This is a genomic window from Kitasatospora sp. NPDC052868, assembly GCF_044547105.1.
Lineage (GTDB): Bacteria > Actinomycetota > Actinomycetes > Streptomycetales > Streptomycetaceae > Kitasatospora.
Map to the genome: position 1 here is coordinate 255,279 of NZ_JBITZW010000012.1, position 22,699 is coordinate 277,977.

A 22,699-nucleotide genomic window follows, 5' to 3' on the forward strand; every position below is an offset into this window, starting at 1 on the left:
CTCGGGGAGCCGCGCCACCGTACCGAGAGGTCGGTGATCAGTCCGCCGTGGCGATCAGCGGCTGGAGCAGGATGTCGGGCTGAGCCCGCTGGAAGGCGTTCAGGTGCCACTTGTCGGCGAACAGGGCCAGCAGCGCGCCGTCCGAGCGGCGGGTGAGCACCTCGCCATTGGTCAGGCGGGCCTTGGCCAGGGCTGCGGCGCCGTCGGCGTCGGTGATCCGGGCCAAGCGGTAGGAGAGCTGGTCGAGGTGGATTGCGGAGGAGAACTCGTGCTCCATCCGGTGCAGGATCACGTCGAACTGCATCGGGCCGACCGCAGCCATGACCGGCGACTGGTCGCCGCGCCGGTCGGAGACCAGTACCTGGATCACGCCTTCCTCATCGAGTTGGGCGATGCCCTTGCGGAACTGCTTGGAACGGCTGATGTCCTTGGGCCGTGCCACCGCGAAGTACTCGGGGGCGAAGGCGGGCAGCGGGGGGAATTCGGCCTGCCTGCCGGTGTAGAGGGTGTCGCCGACCCGCAGCGCGCTCGCGTTGATCAGGCCGACCACGTCGCCGGGGTACGCGGTGTCGACCACGGTGCGCTCGGCTCCGAAGACGGTGGACGCGTACTTGGTGGCGAAGGAGCGGCCGCTGGCCGCGCGGGTGACGTGCATGCCGCGCTCGAAGACACCGGAGCAGACCCGGACGAAGGCGATCCGGTCGCGATGGGCGGGGTCCATGTTCGCCTGGATCTTGAACACCAGGCCGGAGAACTCCTCGCCGACCTCGCGGCTGCCGCCCTTGGCCAGCGGGCGGGGCCCGGGAGCCGGAGCGAGGTCGACCACGGCGTCCAGCAGGAGCTTCACACCGATGTTGGTCAGCGCGGCGCCGAAGAAGACCGGGCTGATCTTGCCGTCCTCGAAGGCCTGCTGGTCGTAGCCGGGGCCGGAGGAGAGCATCAGCTCCAGTTCCTCCAGCGCGGTCGTCCAGTCCTCGCCCTCCTGCTCGGCGGCCTCCTCGGAGGTGAGCCGCTCCTCGAGGGCGGCGTGCGTGCCGGCCGGCACCTTGGTGTAGCGCAGCATCTGCTCGGTGTTCCCCGCTTCGACCAGGCCGCGCAGGTTACCGGCGTCGCCGACCGGCCAGACGACCGGGACGGGGGTGATCCCGAGGTGCGTCTCGATGTCCTCGAGCAGGGTGAGTGCGTCCTGGCCGCGCCGGTCCCACTTGTTGATGAAGGTGATCACGGGGACGCCGCGGTGGCGGCAGACCGCGAAAAGCTTGCGGGTCTGCTCCTCCAGGCCCTTGGCCGCGTCGACCAGCATGATCGCGCAGTCGACGGCGGCCAGCACCCGGTAGGTGTCCTCGGAGAAGTCGGCGTGGCCGGGGGTGTCGACCAGGTTCATCACGTTGCCGCGATAGCCGAACTGCAATGCGGCCGAGGTCACCGAGATACCGCGCTCGCGTTCCAGCTCCATCCAGTCGCTGGTCACACCGCGCCGGTCACCCTTGGCATGCACCGCACCGGCAGAAGTGATCGCCCGTGCGTGCAGCGCCAGCGCCTCGGTCAGCGTGGACTTGCCCGCGTCCGGGTGGCTGATCACGGCGAAGGTCCGCCGGCGGCCGGCCTCATGAAGGACCTGCGGGACGGGGACGGACTGTTCGGTGCTCACGTGTTTCCTCGGGTACGCATCGGCAGCAGGCCGGGTGACGCCTCTCCGTACCTGGTGAGCCGGGGATCAGGTCCACAGGCCCAAGAAGCGATAATAGGCTGCCGGACGGCGTGACCCCGAATTCCCCGTCTGCCGGCTGCTGTCCCGGCTCCGCCCCTCTCACACCCGCCGCCCGTTCTTCGACACAGGCGGGCTTCCGCGACCGTGCCGCGACGGTTTGGACCGTCTCGATGTTCTCGTGGTGACCGGACAACGGATCGACGCTGAGAGGACGGCGATCGGGCTCCTCCCCACCACCTCGTCGACGGCGCCGCCCTGGTCGAAACCCGTTGTGCGGCCGGGCCGGGGGCCTCAGCCGACGGTCGGCAGCTCCCAAGGCCACTGCTCGGTTCCGCCGGCCTCCAGTAGCGGTACCAGTCGGAACGCGGCGTCGGACAGGCCGCCGAAGACATGCCGGTTCGGAGCGGGCGGGGCGTGGCCGGTGCGGTAGCCGCACAGGTTCCACGTGTAGACCGGGACACCGGGCGGGACGGACGCGAACGGGTCGAGCCGCCCGAAGAGGCCGGGCTGTTCGTCGGTGATCACCACGACGCGGTGGTGGTCGTCGAAGTGCCGGGCGACGGCACCGGCGGTGTCCGTGCCACCAAGGTCGTGGAAGCGCTCCACGACGGCGAGCAGCGGATCGTCCGGCGCTGCCTGGACCGGCCGGCTACCGGCCTTCGCCTCGGCCCGGGCCTGGGCGAACTCGACGGCGCCCGCCACGGCGGCGGAGCGGATCTGCGCCTGGCCGCGCAGCCAGCGCAGCAGGCCGAGCGTCCAGCACGGGTCCTCCAGGGCGAAGCGGCGGACCAGCGAGGTGAAGCGCTCCTCACGATCGGTGGCGCGCTCGTAGAAGCTGTGCTGGCCGGAGAAGTGCGTCACGGCGAGCACGAACAGGTCGGTGCGCGGGTCGCGCTGCCAACCGGCTCCGCCCTGGTGGTTGGTGAGCCATGCCTCGGTCAGGGCCGAGGGCCCGGGGGCGGTCGAAGGCGCGTACGTCAACCACGGGACGACCGGCCACCTGCCGTGGAGCGCCAACTGCCCACTCGCGCCGGCAGCGAAGACTTCCGGTGTCTCGGTGCGGATCTCGACCCTGGTGGCGGCTTTGACGCGCTGGCGATTGAACCGGGTCATGCAGGAAGTCCCCCTGGCGGGCGCGTGGAAGAGGCCGGATGACGGCGCGTCGAGAAACGCCCCCCGTGATCGAAAGCAGGTGCCGGTATGAGTAGTCAGAGAAGTAACCGGAAGACCCAGCGCATCGGGAGGCGTTGATGCACAACGTAGACCGCCCTCGAGACGCAGTCACCCGATTATTCTCCGGCCGGCCTGAACGCCCCGGCCCGCGCCCTGAGCGCCCTGAGGGCCCTGTTGGAGCGGCGAGCACCTGGTGCAGCGCCGCGCGACGACCCCGGCGGGCCCGACGACACCGGCCGCCCCGGCGACATCGGCGGCCCCGGAACCCGGCGACCGAGCCGCACACTCCCCGCACAAAAGGCAGGCGATCCGGGTCACTCACCGTATCCAATTGATTCGCACCCGCACTGTCGCGAGCGTATCCTGGATTCGCCGCCCAGGGCGACGCCACCACAGCGCGGCCCCCCTTTCGCCGTCGCGCGCCAAGGGCGAGCGAACCACATTCCCCAACGAAGGACGAGATGCCATGAAAGGCGTCGTTTTCGATCTTCTCGACGAAATCGTCTCGCAGAATTATGGACCGCGAAAATGGGGGGAGATCATCGACGCCGCCGGCGTCGAGGGGGCGTACACATCGCTCGGAAACTACCCCGACGAGGAATTCTTCAGGATCGTGACCGCAGCCGCTTCGGGGCTGGACATGAAGGAGGACGAGGTCGTCCGGTGGCTGGGGCGCAAGTCCATTCCCATTTTCGCGGAGCGCTATCCGACCTTCTTCGACGGGCACAGTTCGACTCGGACGTTCCTGCTCACGCTGGAGGACATCATTCATCCGGAGGTGCGGCGGCTCTACCCGGGCGCCCAGGTCCCGAGCTTCACCTTCGACACCTCGTCCGAAGACGTCCTGGTGATGCGCTACAGGTCGGAACGGCAGTTGTGCTGGTTCGGGGAGGGCCTCATTGAAGGGGCTGCCGAGAACTTCCGCGAATCCGTCGACATCAAGCAGACCAAATGCACCAGGCGGGGAGATGAGGAATGCGTGTACGAGGTGTCGATCACCTGACCAGGAGGACGCGGTGGAGCGCGATAAGGACAGTCATGACACCATTCTTGAAACCCTGCTGGAGAAGGAGCGAAAGGCACGACGACAAGCCGAGCTGATTTCGGAGGACATGATCCGGAAACTGCACGACGCGAAGGACCAGGAGCTCGAGAAGCAGCGGGGCCTGGAGTTACTGGAGTCGGTGGCCGCGGCGTGCAACAACGCGACCCACGCCACCGATCCACTCCTGGCCGCGGTCGAAGGGATCTGCGCCTTCGTGCGATGCCCCGTCGGCCATGCCCTGCTGATCCCTCCGGACAGCGGCGCGCCGACCTCCGATTCCCGCTTCTGGTGGGCGGATGACCCGGAGCGGCTTTCGGCGCTCCGGGGAACCGGCGCAACCGTCCTCCCGACCGGCTACGGACCGGTGCAGCGCGCGCTGCTGTCCGGCGGCGTCATGGTGACGGTCGACGTCGGGGGCGGTTCCGATCAGATGGAGAACAGCCGGGTCGAGTACATCGCACGGTGCCAGGAGTTCGGGATCACCGAGTGCCTCGCCGTCCCCGTCCTCCTCGACGGGAGGCCCATCCTCGTTCTCGAGTTCTTCGCCCCGCCGGGATCGATCAAACGGGACGAGATCCTGGAGAAGCTACTGCTCCAGGTCGGTGCGCAGCTGTCGCGGGTGGCCGCGAGGGAGCGCGCGGAGCAGGAGCTGCAGAACGCCCGACTTGCCGCCGAGAGCGCCGTACGCAGCAAGAGCGCCTTTCTGGCCACGATGAGTCATGAGATCAGGACGCCGATGAACGCGGTGATCGGCATGACGGAACTGCTGCTCTCCACCGAACTGACGCCCGAGCAGCGGAACTTCTCCGAGATCATCAACTCCAGCGGGGAGGCGCTCCTCGGAATCATCAACGACATCCTGGACTTCTCCAAGATCGAGGCCGGCGGCCTGGAGCTGGAACGCGTCGAGTTCTCGCTGCGCGACACCGTTGATTCGGGGCTCAACGTGGTGGCCGCCCGCGCGGCGGAGAAGGCCCTCGAACTCGCCTGTCTGGTCGACCATGACGTTCCCGACACCCTGCTCGGCGACGGAATGCGCATCCGGCAGGTGCTGACGAACCTGTTGTCCAACGCGGTCAAGTTCACCGACTCCGGTGACATCGTCATCTCGGTGAAGGCCGACCCGGCGTCCGGGCCGACCGCCGATTGCGCACGCATCACGTTCGCGGTGTCCGACACGGGTATCGGCATCCCCAGCGAGCGCATGGACCGACTCTTCCGGGACTTCAGCCAGGTCGACTCCTCGACGACCCGCCGCTACGGGGGGACCGGCCTCGGGCTCGCGATCAGCAAGCGCCTGGTCGAGTTGATGGGCGGGACCATGAGTGTGGAGAGCCAAGCCGGTGAGGGCTCCACGTTCAGTTTCACGGTCGAGCTGGGCGTCGTCAGGGCCGCTCGGCAGGCTGTCGTCGAGCAGCCGCTGCGACTCAAGCGCCTTCTCGTCGTCGACGACAACGCGGTGAACCGTGAGGTGATCAGGCGCCATGCCACTGCCTGGGGCATGCTGGCCACCGAGGCCGATTCGCCCGTGAAGGCGCTCGAACTGCTGTCCTCGTCGAGTCCGTTCGACGTTGCCGTCCTGGACATGATGATGCCGCACATGGACGGGGCGGAGCTTGCGACGAGGATCCACCGGATTCCGGGACGTGAGGGCCTGCCACTGATCCTGGCCACCTCGCTGGCGGCTCCCCGCGATCCCGCGGGCCAGGGCGAATTCTCCGCCTCGTTGACCAAACCCATCAGATCATCGCAACTGCATGACGCCCTGCTGACCGTGGTGGCCGGGCGGGGAGTCGCCGCGGCGGCCCAGCCGGCGCAGCCCGCCGCAACGCCCTCGGCTCTGCGGATCCTGCTCGCCGAGGACAATCCGGTGAACCAGCAGCTCGCCGTGCTCCTCCTGAAGAAACTCGGCTACGGGGCCGAGATCGTCGAGGACGGCAGTCAGGCCGTCGACGCGGTCAGGAGCGGCAGCTACGACGTGGTCCTGATGGATGTGCAGATGCCGGTCATGGACGGCCTCGAAGCCTCTCGCACGATCAAGCGGCTGGTCGCCGCGGATCTTCGGCCCTACATCATCGCGATGACCGCGAACGCGATGCAGGGCGACCGGGAAGTGTGCCTCGCCGCGGGGATGGACGACTACATCGCGAAGCCCATCAAGATGCGGCAGTTGGCCGAGGCACTGGAGAAGGCTCCGGCGGCCGCCGAGCGGCGGTCCGCGGCAACCGCCGCGGGTGCGCAGCCCAAGGCCGGCGCGGCCGTCGACCCGGCCGTTCTGGACAGGCTGTGCGACGACCTGGGCGACGCCGACTCGGTCGCGGAGCTGGCAAATCTGTTCGTCGAGGACGCGCCGGGCCTCATCTCCGCCCTGTCGGACCCGGATGTGAGCACCGTGCGACGGGCCGCTCACACGCTCAAATCCAGCGCGAAGGCATTGGGAGCCGGACCCCTCTCCACCATCGCGGCCGGCATCGAGGGAAAGGCCCGCACGGGGTCGTTGAGCGATGTCGACCCCGGCGAAGCCGTCGAGGAATTCGTCCGGGTCGAGCAGGAGATCCGTGAAGCCGTCGTGCGGCTGACCGCCGGGTGACGGCTCTCCCGATCCCTCGCCCCCGCGCCCGGTGACCGGCGGCGGCAGCGGCAGCGGCAGCGGCAGCATTATCAGAACTCTCTAGTTCGTATACATTTCCACTTTTCGTCACGGTTTGTGATTTGTTGCAGACTCGATTCTGCCGTGATCTACTGAAATCAATAAATAAATCACGGCAAGGCCGGTCTTCGGACCGACCCCCTACGCTAACGATCAATCTTTTCTCAACTCTCCGGCTGGAGATGAGCAGGCATGTCTGCAAGGATTTTCGTCGTGGATCCCACGGGTTCCGAACGGGCGGTCGTCCTGGAAGGCGCGGACGACAGCCTTCCAGCGGATCACGCCGACGCCGAACCGGTTCTCACCGGTTCCCAGGTCGTGGTGACCCGCCGTGGCCAGTACCAGCACTTCGAGCGCAGCGGCGGGACCGAGTACGTCGACGGCCAGCTGCTGCCCGTCTTCCGCTGGAGCTACAGCACGGCAATCGCCGAGTAGCGCACAGCGGCCGATTCCCCGGCAAACCATCCGGCCGTTTCCACAGCGCACCATCCCGGCCGTTTTCCGCATCGAATCATCCGGCCGTTCCACCGGGACGGAACTGAGAGGATGAAGAGTCCGTGGACGAGAGCATTGCAGTCGTCGGAATGGGATGCCGATTCCCTTCTGCGCCCGATCTCCGCTCCTACTGGTCACTTCTGACGAGCGGCGCCAGTGTGATCTCCCCGCCGCCCGCCGACCCCTTGCCCGGTATCCGTTCCCGCCCGGCCGCCGGCGGGTTCATCGCGGACCCGGAGAAGTTCGATGCCGACTTCTTCGGAATCTCCCCGAAGGAGGCGGCCGCACTCGACCCTCAGCAGCGACTCGCCCTGGAGGCGGCCTGGGAGAGCATCGAGGACGCCGGTGTCCGGCCGGCCGACCTGGCCGGTCACGGCACCGGTGTCTTTCTCGGTGCAATGCGGGACGACTACGCGGTGGTGACGCGACGCCAGGGGCCGGCCGGCTTCGACCTCCACACCTTCACCGGACTGCAACGCAGCATGATCGCCAACCGGGTGTCGTACACCCTGCGGTTCGGTGGTCCCAGCATGACCGTCGACACGGGTCAGTCCTCCTCCCTGGTCGCGCTCCACCTCGCCTGCGAATCCATCCTGCGCGGGGAGACGGACGCGGCGCTGGCCGGTGGTGTCAATCTGCTGCTGGACCAGGACGGGGCCGCGGGAGCCGGACTGTTCGGCGCCCTCTCCCCCGACGGCCGCTGCCGACCCTTGGACGAGGCCGCCAACGGCTTCGTCCCCGGCGAGGGCGTCGGAGTCGTCCTGCTCAAACCGCTGTCGTCCGCACTCGCCGACGGAGACCGGATCTACTGCGTCGTCCAGGGCACCGGGGTGAACAACGACGGCGGCGGTCCGGGTCTGACGCACCCCAGCGTCGTCGCGCAGAAGGAGCTGCTCCTCAGGGTCAACGACCGCGCGGGCACCCTGGGAGCGGTGCGGTACGTGGAGCTCCACGCCACCGGCACACCGGCCGGCGACTCGGTGGAGGCCGCAGCCGTCGGCGGCACGCTGGGCGCGGCCCACGACAACGGCGACGCCGTGGTGGTCGGCTCGGTCAAGGCGGCCATCGGACACCTGGAGGCCGCCGCCGGGATCGCGGGGTTCATCAAGGCGGCACTCTCCGTGTGGCACCACGCCGTGGTCCCCCAGCCGAACTACCGGGCGCCCGCGCAAGGCATCCGGTTGGACGACCTGAACCTGCGGATACCGAGGGAGTTCGAGGACTGGTCGCGGCACGACGCACCGATGGTCGCGGCGGTCGACTCCTTCGGCCTCGGCGGCACCAACTGCCACGTCGTGCTCGCTGAGGCTCCCCCCTCCGCCGATGCGAAACCCCGCGCGGACTGGATCCACGACGAGCACGTCCATGTGATCTCGGGACGCAGCCGCGAGGCACTGCAGGCACAGGCCCGCACGCTGCTCGGCCTGGTCACCCCTGCGGCGCGGATGGCGGAGGAGCCCTCGTCCGCGGCGGCGGACGACACCACGGCCCGGTCGGAGGACGCCACCGTCCGGTCGGACGACACCACGGCCCGGTCGGAGGACACCACCGTCCGCTCCGGGAGAGCGTCCGGTGAGCTGCCGGAGGTTCTCGATCTCGCGTACTCCCTCGCAACCACGCGAACGGCCTTCGAATGGCGGGCGGGCGTCGTCGCTCGGGACCGGGCCGAACTGTGCGAGGGGCTCGCGCGGCTCGCAGCGGGAGCCCCCGCTCCCGGTGTCCACCAGGGGCGGCTGTGCGGCCGCTCGGGCACCGCCTTCCTCTTCGCCGGTCAGGGCACCCAGCGGCCCGGGATGGGCCGGGAGCTCTACCGGTGCCAACCCGCGTTCGCCGAGGCTTTCGACGAGGTGGCCGAGGCACTGCGCCCCCACCTCCCTCGTCCGCTGGCATCCGTGGTGTTCGCCGACGCAGGTACCGAAAGCGCCGCGCTGTTGGACGACACGGCCTACACCCAGCCCGCGCTGTTCGCCCTGGAGATCGCGCTCTACCGGCTGCTGACGGCCTGGGGCGTCCGCCCCGACGCCCTGGCGGGCCACTCCGTGGGCGAACTCGCCGCCGCTCAGGTGGCAGGCGTGTTCTCGCTGCCGGACGCCGCGTTACTCGTGGCGCGGCGCGGGCAGCTGATGAGCAGCCTTCCCGCCGGGGCGATGGCCGCCGTCGAGGGAACCGAGGAAGAGGTCGCCGCGCTACTGGCGGAGCACGGCACCCGGGTCTCACTCGCCGCGGTGAACGGCCCGCGGGCCGTGGTGGTGTCCGGCGAACCGGACGCCGTCCAGGCCGTGGCCGCGGAGTTCAAACACCGCGGAGCCCGCACCCGGATCCTCCGGGTGGCCAGGGGATTCCACTCCCCTCAGGTGGACGCCGTGCTCGCGGACTTCGCCGAGGTCGCGAACGCCGTCGCGTACCGGCCCGCCGAGGTGCCCATCGCCTCCACGCTGCGCGGGACGTGGGCCCGCCCGGAGGAGCTGCGCACGGCCCGCTACTGGGTCGACCAACTACGCGGCACCGTACGCTTCCTCGACGCGGTACGCACCCTCGCGGCGGGCGGGACCGGTCACTTCGTGGAACTCGGGCCGGACGCGACGCTGGCCTCGATGACGAACCGCTGCCTGCCCGCGCAGGACGAGCCCCACCAGGACACCGTCGCCCTGCTCAGTGACACGGTCACCGAGCCGGCCGCGATATCGGGCGCACTGGCCGAGCTGTACCTGCACGGACTCGCCGTGGACTGGCAGAAGGTCTTCGGCCACCTGCCCGCGCGGCGCACAGCGCTGCCCACCTACGCCTTCCAACGCCAGACCCACTGGCTGACGCCGCCCGACGCGGCGGGCTCCGCCGAGCCACCGGCCGCTTCCGCCGACCGTCCGCCGACCGCCGCGCATCCGTCGGTCGCCGCGCATCCGCCGACCGCCGCGCAGGGCGGTCCCGGCAGGACGGAGGCTGCCGCCGAGTCCGCTCCGCGATCCGCGGCCCCCGTCACCGAGCGGGACGTCCTGGCACTGCTGCTCAGCCACGCCGCGACGCTGCTCGGCCACCGATCGGGCGACCGGATCGACCCGCGCCGGTCCTTCGAGGACCTCGGCGTGAACTCGCTCACCGCCGTCCAGCTCTCCGCGGCGGTCGGCGCGGCCCTGGGGCTTTCCCTGCCGGACACCCTGACGTACGACCACCCCACTCCGCTGGCGGCGGCGGAAGAGGTGACCAGGCTGCTCTCCCGCCCGTCCGCACCCCGCGGCACCCACCCGGCCGCTCTCCACGACACCGGGCAGTCCGAACCGTCCGCACCCCCCGACCGGCTCGACGATCCGGTGGCGATCATCGCCCTGGGCTGCCGGCTGCCCGGCGCAATCACCTCACCGGACGAGCTCTGGTCCCTGCTGCGAGCCGGCCGGGACGCCGTCTCCGACTTCCCCCGCGACCGCGGCTGGGACATCGACACGCTGTTCGCCGCGGATCCGGACGCCGCCGGCACGACCTACGTGCGCCGGGGCTGCTTCCTCCACGACGCCGCCCAGTTCGACGCCGGACTGTTCGGCATCTCCCCGCGCGAGGCGAGTGCGATGGACCCTCAGCAACGACTGCTGCTGGAGACCGCGTGGGAGACCTGGGAGCGCGCCGGCATCCCCGTCGAGACCCTGCGGGGCAGCCCCACGGGCGTGTTCGTCGGCGCGACGGCCCAGGAGTACGGCCCCCGGATGCACGACGCCGCCGGCGAGGCGGCGGGCTACGCGCTGACCGGCACCACCACGAGCGTGGCGTCGGGCCGGCTGGCCTACACCTTCGGCCTGACCGGCCCCGCACTGACCGTCGACACCGCCTGCTCCTCGTCGCTCGCGGCCGTGCACCTCGCCTGCCGGTCCCTGCACGCGGGCGAGTGCGAACTGGCCCTGGCGGGCGGCGTCGCCGTGCTGTCCTCCCCCGGCATGTGGGTGGAGTTCTCCCGTCAGCGCGGCCTGGCACCCGACGGACGCTGCAAGCCGTTCGCCGCGGCCGCCGACGGGACGGCATGGAGCGAGGGCGCCGCCCTGGTCCTGCTGGAACGCCTGTCGGCCGCACGGCGCCACGGCCACCCGGTGCTGGCCCTGATCCGGGGAAGCGCCGTCAACCAGGACGGCGCGAGCAGCGGCCTCAGCGCCCCGAACGGTCCGGCGCAGGAGCGCGTCGTCCGGCGCGCCCTCGCGGACGCGGGTGTGAGCGCCGCCTCCGTCGACGTGGTCGAGGCGCACGGCACCGGCACGACGCTCGGCGACCCGATCGAGGCCCAGGCCCTGGGACGGGTCTACGGGACGGACCGGGACCCGCAGCGCCCCCTGCTGCTCGGCTCGCTCAAGTCGAACATCGGGCACTCCCAGGCGGCCGCCGGAGCCGCGGGCCTGGTGAAGATGGTGCTCGCGCTCCAGCACGAGGAACTGCCCGCCAGCCTGAACGTGGACGCGCCGTCGCCGCGGATCGACTGGCAGGACGCCCGCCTGCGCCTGCTCACCGAAAGCGTCGGCTGGCCGCGCGGTGCGGCCGCCCGCCGGGCCGGCGTCTCGTCCTTCGGCATCAGCGGAACCAACGTCCACCTCGTCCTGGAGGAGGCACCCGACGGTGCCGGCGCACGGGAGCAGCACGGCGCCGACGACGGCCCGGCGGCGGTGTGGGACGCCCCGACGGTGCCGTGGACGCTGAGTGCCGGCAGCCCGGAGGCGCTGAAGGCCCAGGCCGGACGGCTGGCCACAGCCCTGCGGAACGGGTCGGCCGACGATCCCCGGGACGTCGGACGGTCCCTGACGACCACCCGGAGCGCCCTGGACCACCGCGCCGCCGTGGTCGGCGACTCCCGGGAGGCGCTGCTTGCGGGCCTGGACACGCTGGCCCGTTCGACCCCCGACGACGACGGCACCGGGACGACGGTGACGGCGCAGGCCCGCCCCGCCCACCGGACGGTGTTCGTCTTCCCCGGCCAGGGCTCCCAGTGGCCCGGGATGGCCCGCGGGCTGCTGGCCGCGTCCCCGGTCTTCCGGGCCCATGTCGAGGCCTGCGACCGCGCCCTGTCCGCACACTGCGACTGGTCGCTCCGATCGCTCCTGTCCCAGGACGCCCAGGCCCCCTCGCTGGAGCGGGACGACGTGGTGCAGCCCGCGCTGTTCGCCGTGATGACCGGACTCGCCGAGGTGTGGCGCGCGCACGGCATCGCACCCGACGCCGTGGTCGGGCACTCGCAGGGCGAGCTGGCCGCCGCCTGGGTGGCCGGCGCCCTCACCCTGGAGGACGCGCTGCTGGCCACCGTGACCCGCAGCCGACTGGTCGGCACGCTGGCCGCCGACGGCGCCATGCTCTCGCTGCGGATGCCCGCGCCGGACGTCGAGGCGCTGCTCCACGACGGCTTCCCCGGCCTCGGCGTGGCGGTGTTCAACGGGCCCTCGTCCACCGTGGTCTCCGGCCCGCGCGAGGAGGTGGAGCGCCTGGTCGCCCGCTGCGAGGACGAGGGCGTGCGCACCGCCAGGATCGCCGTCAACTACGCCTCGCACTGCGCCGGCATCGACACCCTGCGCGAACCGATGGCCCACGCCCTGGCTGGCCTCGCACCGCAGCCGACCGGCATCCCGTTCTACTCGACCGTCACCGCCGACACCGATCCGCAGCGGCTCCTGGACGGCGCCTACTGGTACGCCAACCTCCGCCGTCCCGTGCGCTTCGAACCGACCCTCAGGGAGCTGCTCGCAGCCGGGTACGACACCTTCGTCGAGATGAGCCCGCACCCGCTGCTGGCACTCGGAATCCAGGAGACCGCCGACAGCGCGGAGCCGCCCGCCGACATCGCCGTGCTCCCCTCGCTGCACCGGGACGCCGGGGAGCCGGGCGACCTGCTGCTGGCCCTCGCCCGGGCCTGGTGCCACGGCCTGGCCGTGGACTGGGCGACGGTCTTCGGCGAGGGCCGCCGGGTGGCCCTGCCGACGTACGCCTTCCAGCGCAGCCGCTACTGGCTCTCCCCCGCCGAGGGCACCGGCCCGGGGGCCGACCGCCGGGGCGAGGTCGACCAGCCGCTGTGGGACGCCGTCGAACGCCGGGACGCCGCCGCCGTGGCCGCCGTCCTGGGGCTGGCCGACGAGGAGCCGATCCGCGAGATCGTGCCGGCCCTGGCCGCCTGGCGCGGCGCGCGGCGCGAGCGCGCGCGGCTGGGTGACCTGTGCTTCGCCGCCGAGTGGACGCCGCTGGCCGCCCCGGCCGCCGCGGCCCGCGGCAGGTGGCTGCTGGTCACACCCGACACGGACGCGGGGCCTTGGCCGAGTGCGCTCGCGAGCGCGCTCGGCGCGCCCGGCACCGAGGTCCGCACGGTTGCCCTGCCGACCGGGGCGGAGCGCACCGCGGTGGCCGAGCTGATGCGCGCCGCGGTGGAGGAGTGGCGCCCGGACGGCGTCCTGTCCTTCCTCGCGCTCCGGCCCGACGGTGCGCCGGACGGTACACCGCGGCCGAACGCCCTGCTCGCCGACACGGCGACGCTGCTGCAGGCGCTGGACGACCTGGACGCGACCGCTTCCGTCTGGTGTGCCACCCGCTGCGCCGTCCGCGTCGACGAGCACGACGTGGTGGTCGACACGGGCCAGGCGGCGCTGTGGGGCTTCGGCCGGGCCGCCGCCCAGGAGTACCCGGACCGCTGGGGCGGCCTGCTCGACCTGCCGGCGGACCCGGATGCCGAGAGCCTGCAGCGGGCCTGTGCCGCGATGGCCCCGCCGGCGGTCGAGGACCAGGTCGCGGTGCGGGCGCGGGGCACCTACGCCCACCGTCTACGGGAGTCCGCCGTCCCGGCGGGCCGGGACTGGAAGCCGCGCGGAACGGTCCTGATCACCGGTGGCACGGGCTTCCTGGGGGCGCACGCCGCCCGGGCCCTGGCCGACGCCGGGGCACCGCACCTCCTGCTGCTCAGCCGACACGGCGGCGGCACCGAGGCCGCGACCCGGCTGGTCGCGGAACTCGAAGCGGCGGGAACCCGGGTCACCGTCACGTCCTGCGACGTCGGTGACCGCGCCGCGCTCGCCTCCGTGCTCGCCGCGATTCCGCCGGAGCTGCCGCTGACGGCTGTGGTCCACACCGCCGGCGCCCTCGAAACCGCCATGGTCGACAACCTGACGCCGGAGCACCTGGACCGGGTGCTGGCCGCCAAGACCCTCGGCGCCCGGCACCTGCACGACCTGACCGCGGATGACGGCCTCGACGCCTTCATCCTCTGCTCCTCGGTGCTCGGCACCGTCGGCATGGGTGGGCACGGCGCCTACGGTGCGGCCAACGCCTACCTCGACGCGCTCGCCGAACAGCGCCGCGCCCAGGGCCTTTCGGCGACCTCGGTCGCCTGGGGGTACTTCCGCGGCGGCCTGGGCGCGGACGCCGGCGACTGGATGGGAGAGCGCGGGCTGCCCCCGATCGATGTGGGCACGGCCCGCACCGTGCTGCCGTCGCTGGCAGCCGGGCCCAAGGCGGGGATCGTGCTGTCCCGCTTCGACTGGCCGGTCTTCCTCTCCAGCCGCGCCGCCTACCGGCCCAACCCGTTCCTCGACGACCTGCCCGCCGTCCAGCGGGCCCGGCAGGAACAAGCCGTGGGCGGCGAGCGCGCCGCCGCCGGCCTGCCCGCCGACTACCCGAAGCTGCCCGCCGCACGGCAACGCCAGGTCCTGGCCGAGCTGGTGCGTTCCACGACCGCCGCCGTCCTCGGCCACCGCGCCCCCGACGCCGTCGCCCCCAACCGGCCGTTCAAGGAGCTCGGCCTGGACTCCCTGGCCGCGGTCCAGCTGCGCAACCGGCTGGCCCACGCGAGCGGCCTGCGGCTGCCGACCGGCCTGGCGTTCAGCCATCCGACCCCGGCCGACCTGGCCGCCCACCTCCACACCCTCCTCGCCGACGCCGCAGGTCAGCCGGCCGACGACGAGGAGCGGGCCGCCGAACAAGCCGGCCGGCCGACACGCCCCGGCGCCGCCCCGGCGGCCGAACCGATCGCGGTCGTCGGCATGGCCTGCCGTCTGCCGGGCGGCATCGACAGCCCCCAGGACCTCTGGACGCTCCTGGAGTCGGGCACCGACGCCATCTCGTCCTTCCCGGAGGACCGCGGCTGGGACCTCACCGACCTGTACGACCCCGATCCGGCGGCACCCGGCAAGAGCTACGTGACCGCCGGCGGCTTCCTGGACGCCGCAGCGGACTTCGACGCCGAGTTCTTCGGCATCTCCCCCCGCGAGGCGCTGTCCATGGACCCGCAGCAGCGCATGCTGCTCGAAACGTCCTGGGAGGCGCTGGAGCGCGCCGGGATCGACCCCGGCTCCCTGCGCGGCAGCAGCACCGGTGTCTTCGCCGGAGCCGTCTACCAGGACTACGGCGCACGCGCCCACGAAGCGCCCCAGGAGATGCAGGGCTACCTCACCACGGGCAAGCCGCTCAGCGTCATCTCCGGGCGCGTCGCCTACGTCCTCGGGCTCCAGGGGCCCGCCGTCTCGGTGGACACCGCCTGCTCCTCCTCACTCGTGGCCGTCCACCTGGCCTGCCAGTCGCTGCTCCAGGGCGACAGCACCCTCGCGCTGGCCGGCGGCGTCACGGTGATCGCATCACCCGGCCTGTTCATCGAGTTCTCCCGACAGCGGGCGCTGTCCCCCGACGGACGCTGCCGGTCCTTCGCGGCCGAGGCGGACGGCACCGGGTTCGCCGAGGGCGCGGGCATGGTCGTACTGGAGCGGCTGTCCGACGCCCGGCGCCAGGGCCATCCCGTGCTCGCGGTGATCCGGGCCAGCGCCATCAACCAGGACGGCGCCAGCAACGGCCTCACCGCTCCCAACGGCGAGTCGCAGCAGCAGGTGATCCGCCAGGCCCTCGCCCGGGCCGAACTGGACGGCGGCGACATCGACCTGATCGAAGCCCACGGCACCGGCACCACCCTCGGCGACCCGATCGAGGCGGAGGCCCTGCTCGCCACCTACGGCCGCGGCCGCCCCGCCGGACAACCCGTCCGGCTCGGCTCGCTGAAGTCCAACGTCGGCCACACCCAGGCCGCGGCGGGGGTCTCCGGACTCATCAAGACCGTCCTCGCCCTGCGGCACGACACCATGCCGAGGACCCTGCACGCGGCCACCCCCACCCCCCACGTCGACTGGGCCACCGGGGACGTCCGGCTCCTGACGGACGCCGTCCCCTGGCCCCCGAACGGCCGCCCGCGGCGCGCCGCCGTCTCCGCCTTCGGAGTGAGCGGCACCAACGCCCACGTGATCGTCGAGCAGGCCCCGCCGGCGCCGGAACCCGCCGCACCGCCGGAACCCCCCACGCCGCCCGTCGTGGCACCGCCCGTATGGCTCCTCAGCGCCCACACCGAGGCCGCGCTGCAGGCCCAGGCCCGGCAGCTGCACACCCGGCTGCGGACCTCCCCCCCGGCCTCCGCCACGGCGGTCGGCCACGCCCTGGCCACCACCCGGGCGCGGCTCGCGCACCGGGCGGCCATCACCGCCCCCGACCTCGACGGCTGCCTGCGGGCACTGGACGCCCTGGCCGACGGTGGTGCCGACCCGGACCTGGTCACCGGCAGGGCCGCCGACGGCAGGGCGGTGTTCGTCTTCGCCGGGCAGGGCTCCCAGTGGCCCGGCATGGCGGCCCGGCTGATCGAGGAGAGCCCCGTCTTCGCGGAAAGCATCGCCGCCTGCGGCCGGGCGCTGGCCCCGCACACCGACTGGTCGCTGGACGACGTCCTGCTCCCCGGGGCCGCCGAGGCCCTGGAGCGCGTCGACGTGGTCCAACCCGCGCTCTTCGCGGTCCAGCTCTCCCTCGCCCGACTCTGGTCCGCGGCGGGTGCGAGGCCGAGCGCCGTGGTGGGCCACTCCCAGGGCGAGATCGCCGCCGCCTGCTTCGCCGGGGCCCTGTCCCTGGAGGACGCCGCCCTCGTCGTCGCCCTGCGCAGCCGGATGCTGACGCGACTGGCGGGCGGACACGGCCTGCTGGCCCTCCAGCTCCCGCACGACGAGGTGCTTCGGAGGCTGGAGCGCTACCCGGCGCTCTGCGTCGCCACCGTGAACGGCCCCCGGGCCTCGGTGGTGGCCGGCCCGGCCGAGGACCTGGACGTCCTCCAGGCGGAGTGCGGGGTCGACCAGGTCAGAGCCCGGCGAATCCAGGTCGGCTACGCCGCGCACTCCCCGCAGGTCGACGAGTTGCGGACGGCCCTGACCGAGGCTCTCGCGCAGGTCGCTCCCGCCTCCGGCGAGCTGGACTTCTACTCCTCCGTGACGGGCGCGGCCCTCGACCCGGCCACCCTGGACGCCTCCTACTGGTTCCGGAACCTGCGCGAGCCCGTGCGGTTCGACCTGGCCACCCGGGCCCTGGTCCGGGACGGCTACCGCTTCTTCGTCGAACCGAGCGTCCACCCCCTGCTGTCCGGCGCCGTCCTGGAGAGCGCCGACGCGGAGGACCGGACGGTCGTCGCCCTGCCCACCCTCCACCGCGAGCAGGGCGGGCTGCGGCACTTCACGGCCGCCGTCGCCAAGGCCCTCGTGGAGGGCCTGGACATCGACACCGCCGCGCTCAACCCGGACGGGCACGACGAGCCCCTGGAGCTGCCCACCTACGCCTTCCAGCGCCGGCGCTTCTGGGTCGACACCTTCCACGGCGGCACCCGGCAGGAGCTGGCCGCCACGTTGAGCGCCGCCTCCGTCGACCACCCCGTCCTGGACATCGTCCTGCCCGAACCCGAGACCGACGGCTTCGTCCTGACCGGCCAGGTGAGCCTGCAGAGCCACCCGTGGCTGCGCGACCACGCCCTCGACGACGTCCCCCTGCTACCCGGAACCTCCTTCGTCGACCTCGCGCTGTGCGCCGGCCGTGAGTCCGGCTGCCCGGAGCTGGCCGAACTGACCCTGCTCGCACCGCTGCAGCTCGGCAAGGAGGACGGCGCCCAGCTGCACCTCACCGTCAGCGGCGCCGACCCCTCCGGCCGACGCAACGTCACCATCCGCTCGCGTCCGCACACGGCCCTCACCGGTGAGCCCTGGACCCTGCACGCCCGCGGTGTCCTCGCCCCCGCGGCACCGCCGCCCACTGCTGCGGCGCCCGGCGCCTGGCCCCCCGACCACGCCGTCGAGCTCGACGTCGACGCGTTCCACTCCGCTGTCGGACTGCGCGGCTACGGCTACGGTCCGGCGTTCCAGGGGCTGACCGGCCTGTGGCGGCGCGGCCAGGACATCTTCACCGACGCCCGCCTCGACCAGGGCCTGCTCGACGGGGACACCGCCTTCGACCTGCACCCCGCACTCCTCGACGCGGCGCTCCAGGGCCTGCTGGTACGCCGCAGGGCCAACGTCGAGCTCCCCTTCCACTGGAGCGGCATCCGCGTACACGCCGGTGGGGCGACCGCCCTGCGTACCCGGATCCGGCCCCTGGACGAGCAGAGCGTCACCGTCGACATCACCGACCAGGCCGGGCTCCCGGTCGCCACGATCGACACGCTCACGATGCGCTCCGCCGGCGGGCAGACACCGCGCCACCACCTCGGCGGCGAGGGCCTGTACCGACTGTCGTGGAAGCCGGTGGCTCCCGACACCGCCGCCGCGCCGCGCTGCGCCTGGCTGGCCGCCGGCCCCCGGGCGTTCGCGGGCGACTCCGGCGCACAGTCACTGCGGCACGCCTTGGCCGCTCTCACCGAGGGACCGGACACCGACCTGGTGCTCCACCACCTGACCGCCGCCGGCGACCCGGCGCCGCACGACCTCGCCCCGGCGGTGCACGGCGCCGTCCAGCGGACGCTGACACTGCTGCAGAGCTGGCTGGCCGAGGAGCGGCCGGCCGCCGGCCGCCTGCTCCTGCTCACCCACCGAGCCGTCGCCGCACTGCCCGGCGAGGTTCCCGACCCGGTCGGCGCCGCCCTCTGGGGCCTGCTGCGGTCCGCTCAGCACGAGAACCCCGACCAGTTCACCCTGCTCGACATCGACGACCTCGCCGAGATCGTGAACCCCGGCACGGGGGAGCCGAACCCGCGGGCCCTGGCCGCCCTCCCCCTCCGGACCGAACCCCAACTCGCCCTGCGCGAGGGCCTGCTGTACGCACCCAGACTCACCCGCGCCGCCGTGCCACCGCCCGCGCCGCTGCCCTACGACCCGGAGGGAACGGTCCTCGTCTCCGGCGGCACCGGCACCATCGGCCGCCTCCTGGCCCGCCACCTCGTCACCGTGCACGGGGTACGGAGCCTGCTCCTGCTCAGCCGGGGCGGCCCGGCCGCCTCCGGCGCCGAGGAGCTGCGGTCCGAACTCGCGGCGCTCGGCGCGCAGTGCACGATCGCGGCCTGCGACACCGCCGACCGCGCGGCCCTGGACGAGACACTCGCCACCGAACTCGGCGATCGCCCGCTGAGCGCCGTCTTCCACGCCGCCGGCGTCCTGGCCGACAGCACCGTCACCACCCTGACCCCGGACCAGGTCACCACCGTGCTCCGGTCCAAGGTCGACGGCACCCTCAACCTCCACCAGGCCACCCTCGCACGCGAGCCTGCGGCCTTCGTGCTGTTCTCCGGGGCCGCCGGGATCTTCGGCACCCTCGGGCAGGCCCACTACGCTGCGGCCAACTCCTTCCTCGACGCGTTCGCCGAGTACCGCCGCAGCCTGGACCTCCCCGCGCTCTCACTGCCCTGGGGACTGTGGGCCGAACGCAGCGCCATGACCGGCCACCTGAACGCCACAGCGGTACGCCGGCTCGAACACCTGGGGATCGCCGAACTGCCGGCCGCCCACAACCTCGCGCTGCTCGACGAGGCGCAGCGCCTGGAGGAGGCGGTCGTGCTGCCGCTGCGGCTGAGCGGCGCGGCCCTGCACACGGCCGGCGGCGTTCCGCCGCTGCTGCGCGAGCTGGTCCGCCCCCGGCAGCAGGCCGCACAGGCCGAGGAGACCACCGAGGCCGTCGAGCACACACTGGCCGGCCGGCTCGCCGAGGCGGGTCCGGAGGAGGCGGAGAGCGTCCTGACCACGCTGGTCAGGAGCGAGGTGGTCCAGGTCCTCGGCCACTCCTCGGTGGAGGAGATCGATGCCGACGCGGCGTTCGCCGACCTCGGCTTCGACTCCCTCACGGCGGTGGAGCTCCGTAACCGGATCAACCGGGCCACGGGTGCGTCGCTGCCGGTCACCGCGGTGTTCGACCATCCGAGCCCCGCCTCGCTCGCCGTCCGCGTCCTGGCGGACCTCCTGCCCGACTCCGGCGCCGAGCCGGTGGAGGCGGGCCCCCGACCGGAGCCGGAGTCCGACTGGGTCGACACCGCCGAGGACACCGCCCTGTTCGCCGCGATAGACGGGATCCAGGAATGACCGACACCGCCACACCCCGCGCCCACTTCCTCGCAGGCACCGGTGCCTCGGACTTCCCCGGTACGGGACGCGCACGGGCCGACGTCCCGCTCCACCAGACCCGGTGGGAGGCCGTCCCGGATCCCGGGGTCCCGGTCACCTGGGCCGTGCTCACCCCGTCGTCGGCGCCGTCCGCCCTGGCCGAAGAGTTGCACGCCGCTCATCCGGCCGCCCGGCAGCTGCCCGCGCAGTCGCCCGCCGGGCCGCCGCCGGGAGTCCTGGTCGTCCCGGCCGACGGGGCGCCCCACCAGGCGCTGGAGCTGGTCCGGGAGGTCCTCGCCTCGCCGTCCGACCCTCCCGGGCCCCGTCTGGTCCTGGTGACCCGCGGCGCGATCCAGGCCCGCACCACGGACCTCGCGGCAGGGGCCGAGCACGGCAGGCTGCTACAGGACGTGGCCGCCGCAGCCGGCGCCCGGCCCGGGCGGTTCGCCCTGGTCGACCTCGACGCCGCCCCCGCCTCACTGGCCGCCCTTCCCGCCGCGCTCGGCTCGGCCTTCTCCCAGCTGGCCGTCCGGGCCGGTGTGCTCCTGGCGCCGCGCAGCGCCCCGGCCCCGCTGCTTCCGCTGCCCCACGAACACGTCCGGCTCGCCCTGCCCGGACCGCCTCCGTGGCGCCTGAGCCTGATCGGCAAGGGCACCCTGGAATGCCTGGCCCTGGACCTCTGCGACGAGGTCGACGAGCCGCTGACGGGCCGACAGGTCCGGATCGCCGTCCAGGCGGCGGGAGTCAACTTCCGCGATGTCCTGGACACCCTCGGCCTCTACCCGGGCGACCCGGGCCCGTTGGGCGCCGAGGGCAGCGGCATCGTGCTGGACACCGGTCCGGACGTCGCCACCGTCAGGCCCGGCGACCGGGTGATGGGGCTGCTGACCGGTGCGTTCGGCCCGATCGCCGTCACCGACGAACACCTTCTGGTCCCGGTGCCCGACGGGTGGCCGCCGGCGCACGCCGCGGCGGTCCCGGTGGCGTTCTCCACCGCCTCCTACGGGCTGTTCGACCTCGGCCGGCTGACCGCACGGGACCGCATCCTCATCCACTGCGCGACCGGCGGCGTCGGCAGCGCCGCCGTCCAACTCGCCCTGCACACGGGGGCCGAGGTGTTCGGCACGGCCGGCAGAGCCAAGCACCCGGCACTGCGGCGCCTCGGCCTGGACGACCACCACATCGCGGACTCCCGGTCCACCGACTTCGAGCAGCAGTTCCTGGACGCGACCTCGGGCCGCGGCGTCGACGTGGTCCTCAACGCCCTGGCCCACGAGGCCACCGACGCCTCCCTGCGCCTGCTGCGCCCGGGCGGACGGTTCGTGGAAATGGGGAAGACCGATCCGCGCGACCCGGCCGACATCGCCCGCGACCACCCCGGTGTCGCCTATCTCCCCTTCGACCTCAGGCAGGCGGCGGAGCCGCAGCGGCTGTCGGCGATCCTGCACGACCTCCACACGCTGTTCGTGGCGCGGCAGATCCACCCGCCGTCCGTCCACGTCTTCGACGTCCAGGACGCCTCGGCGGCCTTTCACCACATGAGCCGCGCCCGGCACGTCGGCAAGCTGGTCCTGCGGGTCCCCCCGGCCGACGACGCCCGGGGAGGCATCCTGCTGGCCGGCCCGTTGGGCGACACGGTGCCGCTGGCCCGGCACGCCGCAGCCGCCCATGGTGCCCGGCACGTCTGGCTCGTGGCGCACCGCAACAGCGACGACCACGGAGCCGGGCGCCTCCAGTCCCAGCTGGCCGCCCGGTCGATCGAGGTGCACCTGGTGGACGCCGACCCCTGCGACCCCGCGGTGCTGCGGCAGACCGTCGAGACGATCGCGGCGTCGGCGCCGCTGACGGCCGTGGTCCACACCCTTGCCGACGCGCGGCCGGCCGGCAGCACCGCCGGGCCGGGCGCGGCCGCCGCGCTGCTGCACCAGCTCACCCGGGACCTTCCGCTGGAGGTCTTCCTGCTGGCCGCCACCGCCCGGCCGGAGGCCGTAGAGGATCCCGACCAGGGCCAAGCCGTGCTGGCGGCACTGGTCCGGCACCGCTACGCGCTGGGGCTGGCCGCCACGCTGATCATGCTGCCGCCGGACCTCGGACCGGCCCGGCCCGCCGCCCTCGCCCAGCTCTTCGACACCGCCCGTCACACGGACACGCCCGTCCTGGCCTCCGCCCCCGTAGCGCGGCCGGACGGGGCGGCCGCCGATGCCGTGGCGGCAACAACGGCCGACCAGACGAACGGACACCGTCCGCTGTGACGCAGGTCCGGCCGGTTCCGGACGCACAAGTCCACCGGCCCGCTCGCCGGGCCTCTG

7 protein-coding genes are annotated in these 22,699 nt (G+C 72.9%); 5 read left to right on the forward strand and 2 right to left on the reverse strand.

Translation table 11 applies throughout. The annotated features are described in order from the left end of the window. Nucleotides 1-37: 37 nt before the first annotated feature. Complete coding sequence (locus tag ACIGZJ_RS22205) at nt 38-1,651, reverse strand: peptide chain release factor 3 (RefSeq protein ID WP_396458826.1); 1,614 nt, start codon at nt 1,649-1,651, stop codon at nt 38-40. 351 nt (nt 1,652-2,002) lie between these two features. Next, entirely contained in the window at nt 2,003-2,824 is an 822-nt protein-coding gene (locus ACIGZJ_RS22210) for a hypothetical protein (RefSeq protein ID WP_396458827.1), read from the reverse strand. A gap of 526 nt (nt 2,825-3,350) precedes the next feature. Here ACIGZJ_RS22210 and ACIGZJ_RS22215 point away from each other — a divergent pair. The 5 genes from ACIGZJ_RS22215 to ACIGZJ_RS22235 all read left to right on the forward strand — a co-directional run bounded on the left by ACIGZJ_RS22215 (nt 3,351) and on the right by ACIGZJ_RS22235 (nt 22,642). Then, a complete protein-coding gene (locus ACIGZJ_RS22215; RefSeq protein ID WP_396458828.1) occupies nt 3,351-3,887 on the forward strand; it encodes a heme NO-binding domain-containing protein in 537 nt (178 codons plus the stop codon). Between the two features lie 13 nt (nt 3,888-3,900). Further along, a complete protein-coding gene (locus ACIGZJ_RS22220; protein WP_396458829.1) occupies nt 3,901-6,519 on the forward strand; it encodes a response regulator in 2,619 nt (872 codons plus the stop codon). Between the two features lie 273 nt (nt 6,520-6,792). After that, nucleotides 6,793-7,014 carry a DUF5988 family protein gene (locus ACIGZJ_RS22225; protein ID WP_396458830.1) on the forward strand — a complete coding sequence of 74 codons (222 nt, stop codon included), beginning with the start codon at nt 6,793-6,795 and terminating at the stop codon, nt 7,012-7,014. Between the two features lie 122 nt (nt 7,015-7,136). Beyond that, on the forward strand, nt 7,137-20,369 hold the full coding sequence (locus ACIGZJ_RS22230) for a type I polyketide synthase (RefSeq protein ID WP_396458831.1): 13,233 nt from the start codon (nt 7,137-7,139) through the stop codon (nt 20,367-20,369). After that, entirely contained in the window at nt 20,366-22,642 is a 2,277-nt protein-coding gene (locus ACIGZJ_RS22235) for a zinc-binding dehydrogenase (RefSeq protein ID WP_396458832.1), read from the forward strand. The genes ACIGZJ_RS22230 and ACIGZJ_RS22235 overlap by 4 nt, the downstream gene beginning before the upstream one ends. The last annotated feature ends 57 nt before the right edge of the window (nt 22,643-22,699 follow it).

What these genes read in the sequence shown, in the direction of transcription:
- ACIGZJ_RS22210 (WP_396458827.1), bottom strand. Translation starts at nt 2,824, where the DNA reads ATGACCCGGTTCAATCGCCAGCGCGTCAAAGCCGCCACCAGGGTCGAG.
- ACIGZJ_RS22215 (WP_396458828.1), top strand. Translation starts at nt 3,351, where the DNA reads ATGAAAGGCGTCGTTTTCGATCTTCTCGACGAAATCGTCTCGCAGAAT.
- ACIGZJ_RS22235 (WP_396458832.1), top strand. Translation starts at nt 20,366, where the DNA reads ATGACCGACACCGCCACACCCCGCGCCCACTTCCTCGCAGGCACCGGT.